The 13,662-nt window shown below is 48.0% G+C and carries 9 protein-coding genes, 2 rRNA genes and 1 other annotated feature (1 of these 12 cut by a window edge); of the genes, 9 read left to right on the forward strand and 2 right to left on the reverse strand.

The genetic code is table 11. The features are described 5' to 3' along the window. From B0X71_RS00040 to B0X71_RS00060, 5 genes are all read left to right on the forward strand, one after another. Positions 1-2,098, forward strand: a 23S ribosomal RNA gene (locus tag B0X71_RS00040) (it extends 836 nt beyond the left edge of the window). Between the two features lie 176 nt (positions 2,099-2,274). Then, positions 2,275-2,390 (forward strand): 5S ribosomal RNA (rrf, locus tag B0X71_RS00045). 169 nt (positions 2,391-2,559) lie between these two features. Further along, entirely contained in the window at positions 2,560-3,036 is a 477-nt protein-coding gene (locus tag B0X71_RS00050) for a glutathione peroxidase (RefSeq protein WP_077587558.1), read from the forward strand. Between the two features lie 105 nt (positions 3,037-3,141). Continuing rightward, on the forward strand, positions 3,142-4,608 hold the full coding sequence (guaB, locus tag B0X71_RS00055) for an IMP dehydrogenase (protein ID WP_077587559.1): 1,467 nt from the start codon (positions 3,142-3,144) through the stop codon (positions 4,606-4,608). Between the two features lie 141 nt (positions 4,609-4,749). Further along, a complete protein-coding gene (locus B0X71_RS00060; protein ID WP_232336744.1) occupies positions 4,750-6,063 on the forward strand; it encodes a D-alanyl-D-alanine carboxypeptidase family protein in 1,314 nt (437 codons plus the stop codon). Positions 6,064-6,095: 32 nt separating this feature from the next. Here the strand turns inward: B0X71_RS00060 and pdxR are convergent, their stop codons facing one another. Further along, positions 6,096-7,508 carry a MocR-like pyridoxine biosynthesis transcription factor PdxR gene (gene pdxR / locus B0X71_RS00065; RefSeq protein ID WP_077587561.1) on the reverse strand — a complete coding sequence of 471 codons (1,413 nt, stop codon included), beginning with the start codon at positions 7,506-7,508 and terminating at the stop codon, positions 6,096-6,098. 387 nt (positions 7,509-7,895) lie between these two features. Between pdxR and B0X71_RS00070 the strand changes: the two genes are divergently transcribed. The 3 genes from B0X71_RS00070 (at position 7,896) to B0X71_RS00080 (ending at position 12,126) form a co-directional block, all read left to right on the forward strand. Then, the gene (locus tag B0X71_RS00070) at positions 7,896-9,548 is read left to right on the forward strand and encodes a M4 family metallopeptidase (protein ID WP_077587562.1); all 1,653 of its coding nucleotides are present in this window, start codon (positions 7,896-7,898) and stop codon (positions 9,546-9,548) included. A 56-nt stretch (positions 9,549-9,604) separates the two neighbouring features. Next, positions 9,605-9,818: a binding site (T-box leader), on the forward strand. Positions 9,819-9,883: 65 nt separating this feature from the next. After that, positions 9,884-11,158 (forward strand): serine--tRNA ligase, encoded by a 1,275-nt coding sequence (serS, locus tag B0X71_RS00075; RefSeq protein WP_077587563.1) that lies wholly within the window; start codon positions 9,884-9,886, stop codon positions 11,156-11,158. Positions 11,159-11,247: 89 nt separating this feature from the next. Beyond that, a complete protein-coding gene (locus B0X71_RS00080; RefSeq protein ID WP_077587564.1) occupies positions 11,248-12,126 on the forward strand; it encodes an alpha/beta fold hydrolase in 879 nt (292 codons plus the stop codon). Here B0X71_RS00080 and tadA read toward each other — a convergent pair. After that, positions 12,121-12,609, reverse strand: a complete 489-nt coding sequence (tadA, locus tag B0X71_RS00085) for a tRNA adenosine(34) deaminase TadA (protein WP_077587565.1) — start codon at positions 12,607-12,609, stop codon at positions 12,121-12,123. The two genes, B0X71_RS00080 and tadA, sit on opposite strands and share 6 nt — an antisense overlap. Before the next feature lie 104 nt (positions 12,610-12,713). Here tadA and B0X71_RS00090 point away from each other — a divergent pair, with 104 nt between their 5' ends. Continuing rightward, entirely contained in the window at positions 12,714-13,580 is an 867-nt protein-coding gene (locus B0X71_RS00090) for a YitT family protein (RefSeq protein ID WP_077590838.1), read from the forward strand. The last annotated feature ends 82 nt before the right edge of the window (positions 13,581-13,662 follow it).

Genomic DNA, 13,662 nt, shown 5'->3' on the forward strand with positions numbered 1-13,662 from the left:
ATCGAACCTGGAGATAGCTGGTTCTCTCCGAAATAGCTTTAGGGCTAGCCTCAAGCGAAAGAGTCCTGGAGGTAGAGCACTGTTTGGATGAGGGGCCCATCCCGGGTTACCGAGTTCAGACAAACTCCGAATGCCAGTGACTTGTGCTTGGGAGTCAGACGGCGAGTGATAAGATCCGTCGTCAAGAGGGAAACAGCCCAGACCGCCAGCTAAGGTCCCCAAATATCCGTTAAGTGGAAAAGGATGTGGCGTTGCTTAGACAACCAGGATGTTGGCTTAGAAGCAGCCATCATTTAAAGAGTGCGTAATAGCTCACTGGTCGAGTGACACTGCGCCGAAAATGTACCGGGGCTAAACGGATTACCGAAGCTGCGGACTGTTCGTATGAACAGTGGTAGGAGAGCGTTCTAAGCCGCGTTGAAGCCGGACCGGAAGGACCGGTGGAGTGCTTAGAAGTGAGAATGCCGGTATGAGTAGCGAAAGAAGGGTGAGAATCCCTTCCACCGAATGCCTAAGGTTTCCTGAGGAAGGCTCGTCCGCTCAGGGTTAGTCGGGACCTAAGTCGAGGCCGAACGGCGTAGACGATGGACAACAGGTTGATATTCCTGTACCACCTCCCCGCCATTTGAGCAATGGGGGGACGCAGGAGGATAGGGTGAGCGTGCCGTTGGTTGCGCACGTCCAAGCAGTGAGGTGGGGAACGAGGCAAATCCCGTTCCCACAACCACCAGGCTGTGATGGCGAGGGGAAATATCCCCGGAGTCCCTGATTTCACACTGCCAAGAAAAGCCTCTAGCGAGGCGGGAGGTGCCCGTACCGCAAACCGACACAGGTAGGCGAGGAGAGAATCCTAAGGTGTGCGAGAGAACTCTCGTTAAGGAACTCGGCAAAATGACCCCGTAACTTCGGGAGAAGGGGTGCTCTTTTGGGTGAACAGCCCGAGAGAGCCGCAGTGAATAGGCCCAGGCGACTGTTTAGCAAAAACACAGGTCTCTGCAAAACCGTAAGGTGACGTATAGGGGCTGACGCCTGCCCGGTGCTGGAAGGTTAAGGGGAGCGCTTAGCGCAAGCGAAGGTGCGAACCGAAGCCCCAGTAAACGGCGGCCGTAACTATAACGGTCCTAAGGTAGCGAAATTCCTTGTCGGGTAAGTTCCGACCCGCACGAAAGGCGTAACGATCTGGGCACTGTCTCAACGAGAGACTCGGTGAAATTATAGTACCTGTGAAGATGCAGGTTACCCGCGACAGGACGGAAAGACCCCGTGGAGCTTTACTGCAGCCTGCTATTGAAGTTGGATACAGCCTGTACAGGATAGGTAGGAGCCGAAGAAGCGTGAGCGCCAGCTTACGCAGAGGCAATGGTGGGATACTACCCTGGCTGTATTGGACTTCTAACCCGCCGGCCTTATCGGCCGGGGAGACAGTGGCAGGCAGGCAGTTTGACTGGGGCGGTCGCCTCCTAAAGAGTAACGGAGGCGCCCAACGGTTCCCTCAGAATGGTTGGAAATCATTCGCAGAGTGCAAAGGCAGAAGGGAGCTTGACTGCGAGACAGACACGTCGAGCAGGGTCGAAAGACGGGCTTAGTGATCCGGTGGTTCCGCATGGAAGGGCCATCGCTCAACGGATAAAAGCTACCCCGGGGATAACAGGCTTATCTCCCCCAAGAGTTCACATCGACGGGGAGGTTTGGCACCTCGATGTCGGCTCATCGCATCCTGGGGCTGTAGTCGGTCCCAAGGGTTGGGCTGTTCGCCCATTAAAGCGGTACGCGAGCTGGGTTCAGAACGTCGTGAGACAGTTCGGTCCCTATCCGTCGCGGGCGCAGGAAATTTGAGAGGCGCTGTCCTTAGTACGAGAGGACCGGGATGGACACACCGCTGGTGTACCAGTTGTCTTGCCAAAGGCATCGCTGGGTAGCTATGTGTGGCCGGGATAAGTGCTGAAAGCATCTAAGCATGAAGCCCCCCTCAAGATGAGATTTCCCATTACGTTTACGTAAGTAAGATCCCTCAAAGACGATGAGGTGGATAGGTTCGGGGTGGACGCATGGCGACATGTGGAGCTGACGAATACTAATCGATCGAGGACTTAACCAAAGAAAAGCGCAGGTGGCCACGCAAGGCCCGACCGGCGTAGAGACGGCCCATGGCGGAAATCCTGATTTCCAGAATGGGACGGCTTACGACCCGAGGGCCTGGCCACCGAGCTAGACACCACAGCATTTCAATGTCGGTTATCCAGTTTTGAGTGAACAAGCACTCAACCAAATAAGTCCAGTGATGATGGCAGAGAGGCCACACCCGTTCCCATCCCGAACACGGCAGTTAAGCTCTCTTGCGCCGATGGTAGTTGGGGGCTTCCCCCTGTGAGAGTAGGACGTCGCTGGGCACCAGAAAAAACAGTCTTGAAAGCATTTGCTTTCAAGACTGTTTTTGTATTGACTTACATAATTTTAACGTGGTTTACACTAAGCTTCGCTAAGCCTCCCTTCTTGTGCTAATTTTTGTTTCCCTATACTCTTGAACTATAATGAGTTTACGAAGAAAGGGTGGATACAATGAACAATCTCTATAGTATTGAAGTAGAAAAACCGAATGGAGAAATGCAGTCGCTCAAGGAATTTGAAGGAAAACCGCTCATCATCGTAAATACAGCCAGCAAGTGCGGCTTCACACCACAGTTTGCGGAACTTCAGCAACTCTACGAAAATTATAACCAGCAAGGCTTAGAAGTGCTAGGTTTTCCAAGCGCTCAATTCAATAGTCAGGAATTTGATAATCAGGAAGAAACAATGACTTTTTGTCAGAAGAACTATGGGGTAACATTTCCGATGTTCGCTACAACAGAAGTTAAAGGTCCTTCAGCTAATCTTTTATTTAAATTCCTTACTTCTGAACAAAAAGGACTTCTGACCGGAACAATCAAATGGAATTTTACAAAATTCCTCGTTGACCGAGAAGGAAAGGTAGTGAAACGGTATGCTCCACAGACTTCTCCAGAAAAGATTGAAGAAGATCTGAAAAAGTTACTTTAAACGATAATTCGGAATTCTTTTACTTCTGGAACCTGTATTGACACTGCTGAAGGGCACTGATAACATTGCGATAATATTCAACAGGACCAGGAGGCGTGTCAAAAAATGTGGGAATCGAAATTCGCAAAAGAAGGACTAACGTTTGATGATGTATTGCTAGTACCTGCAAAATCTGAAGTGCTGCCAAAGGATGTAGATCTGTCAGTTGAGCTTACTCCTTCAATCAAATTAAATATTCCAATCATCAGTGCTGGCATGGACACTGTAACTGAAGCGAAAATGGCGATTTCTATGGCACGGCAGGGCGGTTTAGGAATCATCCACAAGAACATGAGCATTGAAGAGCAGGCTGAACAAGTAGATGCTGTCAAACGATCAGAGAACGGGGTTATTACTGATCCGTTCTTCCTTACTCCGGAACACCAAGTATTTGATGCGGAACATCTTATGGGTAAGTACCGAATCTCGGGTGTGCCGATTGTTAATAATGGGACCGAGCTTAAACTGGTGGGCATTATAACTAATCGTGATATGCGTTTCATTCAGGACTACTCCCAAAAGATCGATGAAGTTATGACGCGTGAAAATCTTATTACGGCGCCGGTCGGCACAACGCTTGATGGAGCTGAAAAGATCTTGCAGCAGCATAAGATTGAAAAGCTTCCAATTGTAGATGATACAGGTACATTAAAGGGACTTATTACCATTAAGGACATTGAAAAGGTGATGGAATTTCCGAACGCTGCAAAAGACCGACATGGGCGTCTCCTTGTAGGAGCTGCTGTAGGAGTTACCGGTGATACAATGAAACGAGTAGAAATGCTCGTAAAAGCCCAAGTGGATACTGTTGTTGTAGATACAGCACATGGGCATTCGAAAGGTGTTTTAGAAGTCGTGAAGGGCATTCGTGCTCATTATCCGGAACTCGTCATCATCGCTGGAAATGTAGCAACGGCAGAGGCAACCCGAGAATTGATCGAAGCGGGAGCAGATGTAGTAAAAGTGGGAATTGGCCCGGGTTCTATCTGTACGACTCGAGTAGTAGCAGGGGTCGGTGTTCCACAGATTACTGCTGTATACGATTGTGCAACAGAAGCACGAAAACATGGAAAAACAATTATTGCAGATGGTGGTATCAAGTTCTCCGGAGATATTGCTAAAGCATTAGCAGCTGGTGGCCATGCAGTGATGCTCGGCAGTCTGCTTGCAGGCACTTCGGAAAGTCCTGGTGAAACCGAAATCTTCCAAGGACGCCGATTTAAGGTTTATCGCGGAATGGGGTCGATTGGTGCTATGGAAAAAGGCTCGAAGGACCGGTATTTCCAAGAGGAAGCAAAGAAACTAGTGCCAGAAGGAATTGAAGGACGTCTCCCTTATAAAGGTCCATTGGCAGATTCAATTCACCAACTGGTTGGCGGAATTCGTTCAGGAATGGGTTATTGTGGTGCTGCTGATTTACAGGCATTACGGGAAGAGGCTCAGTTCATCCGTATGACAGGGGCAGGACTTCGGGAAAGTCATCCACACGATGTGCAAATAACGAAAGAATCACCGAACTACTCCATTTCCTAGGAAGCTAAATAACCCCCTTTCTGTTTACAAACAGAAAGGGGGTTATTTATCATTTGATACAGGACTATTAAATCTGTGCTAAAATAAATGGAATTAGATGGGGAGGTATGGCGGAACGTGAATAATAGGAACAGTAAATCGATGATTGCTGCACTAGTAGTGATCATGTTGTTGTCACTTGTCCCTCCAGGAACAGCTCGGGCAGAAGCACCTATTCTCTATGCCGATGCAGCGATTCTAGTCGATGCGGATACAGGCAGGATTTTATACGCTCATAATGCAGATGAATCGCTTGGTGTAGCGAGTATGACGAAGATGATGACTGAGTACCTATTACTGCAAGCAATTGCCGAAGGACGTGTAAGCTGGGATCAGGAGTATGAGGTGACGGATTTTGTTCACGCGTTGTCTATAGCCCCTGGATTAGCTAACGTGCCGTTACGGCGTGGAGAGACATATAGTGTAAAAGAGCTATACGAAGCGATGGCTATCTATTCTGCAAACGCAGCCACTGTAGGATTGACTGAGATACTGGCAGGTTCAGAAGGTGAGTTTGTTAAAATGATGAATGCAACAGCTGAGGAGCTTGGACTGGAAGGAACTGAATTCGTAAATTCCACAGGTCTCGGTAATTCAGACATGCTTGGTCACCCGCCAGCAGGGACAGACCCGGATGGTGAAAACGTGATGACCGCCCGTTCCGTTGCCAAGTTGTCAAAGCGTTTGCTGGAAGATTATCCTGAGGTATTAGAGACAGCAAGGCTTCCATATAAAACTTTCAGAAAAGGTACATCAGAAGAAATTCTTATGCGTAATTGGAATTTTATGTTGGAAGGCCTGACGTTAGAATACGAAGGAATGGACGGTTTAAAAACCGGAACTACGAATTTTGCCGGTTACTGTTTCACAGGGACAGCAAAGCGGGATGGCAGACGGCTTATCGCAGTAGTGATGAATACAACTAATGAATCAGGAGGCGGTTCGCATGTAACGCGTTTTCATGCAGCCCGCCAGCTATTGGATTATGGATTCGAAGAATTCTCAGTAGAAGAGATTGTTCCAGCGGGTTATCAGTTCCCTGCTCATGAAACTTTAATAGTTGAAAAAGGTAAACAGCAGCAAGTGGGAATTGCAGCAGCGGAACCGCTCCATCTCTTGATTGAAACGGCCGACAGAGCGCTTTATAGGCCAGAACTGATCCTGAAGAATTCCGTTGCAAAGAACGAAATGTTGGAAGCCCCTGTGAAAGAGGGCCAACAAATCGGGATTATAAAAGTAGAGCGAATAATGGGAACCGATTATGGTTTCTTGGATAGCCAATCAGCTGCCACTGGGGTAGTGACGACGGAAGCAGTAGAACGGGCAGGACGATTTGCGCTTGCGCTGGAATCTTCGATTGATTTTATGTCAGCTGCGAGGCTAAACGTGGCGGAATTCGTTCAAGAACTATTTTAAGACCAATCAAATTTAAGGAGACAGCACACGTTTCAGCAGTGTGCTGTCTTTTTTTTAATTGACCAGCTGGCCATTAATTTCTCGATCTGGCATACAATTTCCTCTTCTGCAAGACCGCCGAAACCAATCAGAATTTGCGGATTCCCAATCGGCTGACCAGCGACGCGGAAAGTTTCCAGCCCAGTTATATGAATCCCCTTACTGCGGGCCCGGCTCACTAACTCCTGTTCAGTAAATCCATTCTTTACTGTTAAGACAATATGCATGCCTGCCTGATCACCGGATACACTGACATAAGGCGAGAAGGCAGTTAAAGAGGCAGTCAGCAGTTCCCGCTTATGCCGGTAGATGGTTCGGATCCGATTTAAATGACGCTGAAAATGGCCTTTTTTCATAAACAGTGTGACAAGCTGCTGATCAGTTCTTGGCACTGTAGAGGAGTATAGCAGGAATGTCTCCCTGTACGCCTCCAGTAAAGGAAGCGGCAAGACCATATACGCAATCCGCAATGAAGGCATTAATGACTTGGAGAAGGTGCTTAGGTAGATAACCCGTCCATTCCTGTCCATGCTCTGAAGAGAAGGAACGGGCCGGCCGATGTAACGGAATTCACTGTCGTAATCATCTTCGATAATAAATCGATCCGGATGTCCGGCTGCCCATTTCAGCAGTTGAGTCCGTCTGGCTGCACTCATAACTGCTCCGGTCGGAAATTGATGGGAAGGGGTGACATAAGTAATATTCGCTGCTGATTCATGAAGTTTTTGAACAAGCAGGCCCTCGCCATCAACCGGAATCGGGACAGCGCTGCGATCGTAATGTGCAAATACGGTATGAGTCAACGGATAGCCGGGGTCTTCAAACGCAAAAATCGAAGAAGGAGCAAGCAGACGAATTAATAAAGGAAGCAGTTGTTCTGTCCCTGATCCGATAACAATTTGTTCAGGAGTACAATTAACCCCCCTGGACTGATACAGGTAAGCAGCGATTTCATTTCGGAATTCCCAGTCACCCTGGGGATGTCCGGACTCAAGCAGGCTGGTATTGCTGTCATCGAGCACTTCCCGCATCAGTTTCCGCCAAAGAGAAAATGGAAAAGAATTAGTGTCAACCTTACCAGGGCTGAAATCGGCTAACCGATCAGGCACTGCCGGCATGACAGGCACCTGATTCCGTTGGTATTCCACAGCAAGTTCTTCCACACTTTTCGCATAAAATCCCTGCCGCGGCAAAGCTTCAATATAGCCTTCTGCAAGGAGCTGATCATAAGCCTGTTCTACAGTGGTTCGGCTGATTGATAAGTAGTCAGCGAGCTTCCGCTTACTGGGCAGCTTATCGCCGACTGCTATTTTTCTTTGAAGAATGGCATTTCGAATTCCTGTATATAATTGCTCGTATAACGGTTCAGCAGCATTGCGATTTAGTTCTACCATCAGCATTTCCATTTCAATTCTCCAATCTGGCCTGCATAAGTTATGAGATATTAAGTTAATTGATATGTCCATTGCTAGTATAACGGAAAACGAAAAGAAAAGCAGAAGACTGAAAGAATAGAGCAGATTGGTTGGATAGGTCGATTATCGATCTGTCATCTATGCAAGACAAAAAAATTTATTGATTTACTAAAAAGATATTATTAGGTCTAACTTCTTTTGATATTTATGGTTCTTTTTTCCTTCTCATTGAAAATGACTACTGAGTTCACCTCCAAACAGCTCACAAACCAATAGTCAAAATAATAGTACTAGACTATGTTTTCTAACTACTAAAAGATATACACTTCGATTAAGCTGTTTTGATTCGGCTTATATTAGAATATAGGAGTGAAGCAAATGAAAAAGAAGACACTTGTTTTAAGTTTGGCGACAGCTGTCGCATTCTCCAATGTATTGATCCCTCCGGCTTTTGCAGAAAAGCCAGCCGCTGAAAAGGTAACATGGAATGCAGAAGCGAATGCACCTGTATTTGTCTCAGGAAAGCTTACTGAACCATCCAGTCAACCGGCGAAAGCTATTGTGTTCTCGTATTTAGCAGATAAGCAGGAATTGTTTAAGAGCGGTACTAATCCATCTGCAAAATTTAAAACAGTTGAAGAAACAATAGATGAACTGGGTTTTACACACGTGAAATTACAGCAAATACATAAAGGAGTACCGGTTTATGGAGCAATTCTGACAGCTCATGTAGACGCTCAAGGTGTGTTAACCGCAATATCAGGTGAACCAGTGCAGGAACTTGGAAGTGTCGGAGAGCTGAAAAGCGGAATGGCCATAAAGAAAAAGGATGCATCGGCAGCGGCACTGGCGGATGTGATAGCAAAAATCGGCGGGTCCCCAGAACTGGCACAGGATATTAAACCGGAATTGGTGATTTATGCAGAGAATGGCAGCGGTCGTTATGCTTATGCACTGGAAGTAGAGTTCTTGTATCCGGAGCCGGGGAACTATCAATACTTTATTGATGCACAAACAGGTGAAGTGATAGAGACATACAACCAGCTCCATGCAGCAAAACCGGGAAGCAACGAAGGACTGACAGGTACCAGCACTATCGGGACGGGACGCGGAGTACTTGGAGACACGAAAACGTTCAATACATTGACGAACAGCGATGGGTCTTACTTAGCAGACAGCAAACGGGGATCAGGGATTTTGACGTACGATGCACGAAACCGGACACGGGTTCCGGGGTATTTGTGGCTTGATGCAGATAATGTATTCAATGCATCCTATGATGCAGCAGCTGTTGATGCGCATGCATACGCTGCCCAGACGTATGACTACTACAAAAATGTATTTGCGCGCGATAGCTACGACGGTAATGGTGCGCAGCTTGTATCGACGGTCCATTACGGTCGAAGTTATAATAATGCGTTCTGGAGCGGCTCACAGATGGTATATGGCGATGGGGACGGGTATAACTTCGTACCGCTGTCCGGTGCGCTGGATGTCATCGCGCATGAGCTGACTCATGCTGTTACCGATACTTCAGCTGATCTCGTCTATCAAAATGAATCAGGAGCTATCAATGAATCGATGTCTGATATCTTCGGTACCTTGGTTGAGCATCATTTCAACAATGATCCGGACTGGCTCATCGGTGAGGATATTTACACGCCGACTATCAGTGGAGATGCGCTCAGAAGCATGGCGGATCCGACATTAAACGGGGATCCGGATCATTATTCAAACCGGTACATCGGCACCGAGGATAACGGCGGCGTACACTGGAACAGCGGCATCAGCAATAAAGCGGCTTACCTGCTGGCCAACGGAGGTACGCATTATAATGTGAACGTCAATGGCATTGGCAATCAGAAAGTGGGAGACATTTTCTATCGCACGCTCACTGTCTACTTGACACCGAACGCGACATTCAGCCAGTACCGGGCGGCAGCCGTTCAATCTGCCACTGATTTATACGGATCCGGCAGCACTGAAGTGGCAAGCGTAAAAGCAGCATTTTCTGCTGTAGGCGTGTATTAATCGGCGGACGGCTTGTCAAACGGAATTTCCTGTAGTAAAGTAGGGATAATTTCAAAGACGAAACGCTGATGGGAAGCAGTAAAATGTCCGTTTTTCTTAAGAGAGCCGGTGGGTGGTGCGAACCGGTGAAAAACGCGTTTGAATCCGTCCCTGAGTTGCATGGCTGAACTAGAGTAAGCCATCGCCGGTCCTGAGGCCGTTATGCAATGAAGAGGAATGGACACAGTCTGTTCAATCAGGGTGGCAACGCGGGTAGCTCTCGTCCCTAGCTTAGGGATGAGGGCTATTTTTGTTGCCTTTTTTCAGTCAGCGGAACGACAAAAGGAGGAAACCACATGTTGGACATCCGGTACGTACGGGAGAATTTTGAAGAAGTGAAACAGAAACTCGCAAAACGCGGGGAAGATTTGACGGACTTTGAAGGGTTCAAGGAACTGGACGAGAAACGCCGGGAACTGATCACGAAAACTGAGAAACTGAAAGCAGAACGCAATGAAGTCTCCCAGCAGATTGCAGTGATGAAGCGCAATAAGGAAAATGCCGATGAAGCGATCAAGAACATGCGCGAAGTGGGAGAAACAATCAAGGCAATTGACGTGGAGCTCAAAGAAACAGAGGACCGGCTGAATTATATCATGATGCGTGTGCCGAACATTCCACATGAAAGCGTACCGATTGGCGATTCGGAAGATGACAATGCAGAAATCCGCCAATGGGGAGAGCAGCCTGAATTTGGATTTGAAGCGAAACCGCATTGGGATATCGCAACTGGACTGGATATCATCGACTTTGAACGGGCAGGCAAAGTGACAGGAAGCCGTTTCGTATTTTACCGTGGCTTGGGTGCACGTCTTGAACGGGCATTGATCAATTTTATGATGGATCTACACAGCGATGAACACGGCTACGAAGAAATGTTGCCGCCGTATCTTGTAAACCGGGACAGCCTGACGGGAACCGGACAGCTGCCGAAGTTCGAGGAAGATGCGTTCCTGATTGAAAAGGAAGATTACTTCCTCATCCCGACATCAGAAGTGCCGGTGACGAACTTCTATCGGGACGAGATTTTGAATCCGGACTTGCTGCCGCAGGCGTTTGCTTCTTACAGCATGAATTTCCGCTCTGAAGCCGGTTCTGCGGGCCGGGATACACGCGGGCTGATCCGCCAGCACCAGTTCAATAAAGTCGAGCTTGTTCATTTTGTGAAACCGGAAGATTCATATGATACGCTGGAAACGCTGACCGGTCACGCAGAGAAAGTGCTGCAGCTTCTCGGTCTGCCATATCGTGTGCTGTTAATGTGCACAGCGGATCTCGGATTTACCGCAGCCAAGAAGTATGACATCGAAGTGTGGATTCCAAGTCAGGGTGTCTACCGGGAAATTTCTTCTTGCTCCAATTTTGAAGATTTCCAAGCACGCCGGGCAAATATCAAGTTCCGCCGGGAAGCGAACGGAAAGCCGGAATTCGTCCATACCTTGAACGGTTCAGGATTGGCTGTCGGCCGGACGGTTGCCGCCATTCTGGAAAATTATCAGCAGGAAGATGGAAGCGTCGTCGTGCCGGAAGTGCTGCGTCCGTATATGGGCGGAAAAGAAGTAATCAACTAACTGCCAACCGGAAACAGTTTCTGTTTCCGGTTTTTTATTTGCAGACAGAACGGGTATGGAGAAGAAAGTGAACGAAGGGAGGCGATTGTTTGTCCGCTGTTGAATTTCAGTACATTGAGACGAACGGGATTACACTGCATGCGGCTGTTGCAGGACCGGAAGAGGGGCCTCTCGCAATCCTGCTGCATGGCTTTCCGGAATTCTGGTATGCCTGGCACCATCAGCTTGCGCCGCTCGCAGAAGAAGGATACCGGGTTGTCGTGCCGGATCAGCGTGGCTATAATTTGAGTGATAAACCGGTTGATATTGAACAATACGTAATTGACGAACTTCGAGATGACATCATTGGACTGATCAGGCATTTCGGCAGACAAAAAGCTTTTATTATCGGTCACGATTGGGGTGGCGCCGTCGGCTGGCATTTAGCTGCAAGCCGGCCGGAACATGTGGAAAAATTGATCGTTACAAATATGCCGCATCCGCGCGCAATGCCGCAAGTGATGAAAAAGCATCCGACGCAGATTCTTCGCAGTTCCTATATCGCCTTTTTTCAGCTGTCTGGCATTCCTGAGAAATTATTTGAAACCGGAGACTTCAGCGGATTGAAGGAAGGACTGACCCGTACCAGTTTGCCGGATACATTCACGGATGCAGATCTCGAGAGATACAAGACGGCTTGGTCACGGCCTGGTTCGCTGTCCGGGATGCTTGCGTGGTACCGCGCTTTGCGTCATGGCAGTTTCAATCAAGTGCCAAAAACAGCAGTCACTGTGCCGGTCCGGCTGATTTGGGGTATGGGCGATCAATTTCTGTCTGATGCACTTGCTAAAGAGAGTTTAAAATTTTGCGAGGATGGCAAAGGGGTATTCATTGGAGAGGCAACACATTGGGTGAACCGGGAACAGCCGGAATTGGTAAATCAAATGATGCTGAGGTTTTTAAAAGAAGGGGAGCCGGAACCGTTATAGCCGGTTCCGGTTCTTTTTCTTCTGTTCCCGCAATGAGCGGAAAAAGCGGGAAAGCATGGCACCGCATTCCTCGGCCAGTACATTTTCTTTCACATCGCATTGGTGATTGAACCGTTCATCATTTAGAAGACGATACAGCGAATCCACGCTTCCGGCTTTCATATCCCGGGCTCCGTAGATGACGCGGGGAATTCGTGACTGCAGAATGGCACCCGCACACATCGGACAGGGCTCTAACGTTACGTAAAGGCTTGTATCTTCAAGCCGCCAGCTGCCGGTTGCGAGACATGCTTCCTGAATGGCGAGAAGTTCTGCATGGGTCACGGCGTTCTGAGTGGTTTCCCGGAGGTTATGAGCCCGTGCGATAATTTCGCCGTCATGGACAATGACTGCGCCGATTGGCACTTCGCCTTTTTCTGCTGCTTTTTCTGCTTCTTTGATTGCTTCTTTCATGAACAATTGGTCCTGCTCGATTCCATTCATTACATTATCGCTCCTTAAGCTGAATTGTAGCATCTATTGCAAGAGGGGGGACAGGTAAAAGAGAACTGCGGTATACTAAAGGAAATATGCAAAGAAGGAAGGGAATTATGAAGAAAGCCCACAAACGAGAATCCATATCGCACATGACGATTCGCTATATCCTTTTGTTGGCGGGAGCCTCAATGGCTGCCACTTCAATTGAATTATTCCTCATACCGAATTCCATCATTGATGGCGGAATCATCGGTGTAGCACTGATCTTGAACTATTTGCTCGATATCCCATTCAGTGTGCTCATCGTGATCATCAACCTGCCGTTCCTGTACTTCGGTTACAAACACATCGGTCGGAACTTCTTTATTTCTTCGATCTTTTCCATCATCGCACTTGCCTTTGTAGAGTCATGGCTTCATTCAGTAGCTGCATTCGTTACAGATCCGTTACTGGCGACGGTGTTCGGAGGACTGCTTCTTGGTGCAGGTGTCGGACTGGTCATCCGGAATGCAGGCGCCCTCGATGGCACTGAAATTCTTGGAATCCTGCTGACAAAAAAGATTCCTTTTTCCGTCGGTGAATTTGTCATGTTCTTCAACATTTTCATCTTCACGTGGGCCGGTTTCGTGCTCGGCTGGGAGGAGGCAATGTATTCCATCCTGACCTATTACATCGCTTCAAAAACGATCGATACAGTAATCCAAGGACTGGATGAAACGAAAGCTGTCATTATTATATCAGACGAGTATGAGGAAATGACTTCAGCGATTAATGACCGGCTTGGCCGGGGAGTGACCAAGCTGAAGGGGCAGGGCGGTTATACGGACGACCCAAAAGATGTTTTGTATGTTGTGGTCACGCGGCTTGAAATCTCAAAGCTCCGTCAGATTGTCGTCGATATTGACCGGACTGCATTTATGACAGTGATGGATGCGCAAGAGACGCATGGCGGCAATTTCAAGGCACCGATCCATTAAGCCCATTTGTTCTTTTCCATCTACATTTACATGTGCTTCTATGGTAAAATGAGGGGCACTGAAAATTGAGATACATAAGAAA

The sequence above is a fragment of the Planococcus lenghuensis genome, assembly GCF_001999905.1.
GTDB lineage: Bacteria > Bacillota > Bacilli > Bacillales_A > Planococcaceae > Indiicoccus > Indiicoccus lenghuensis.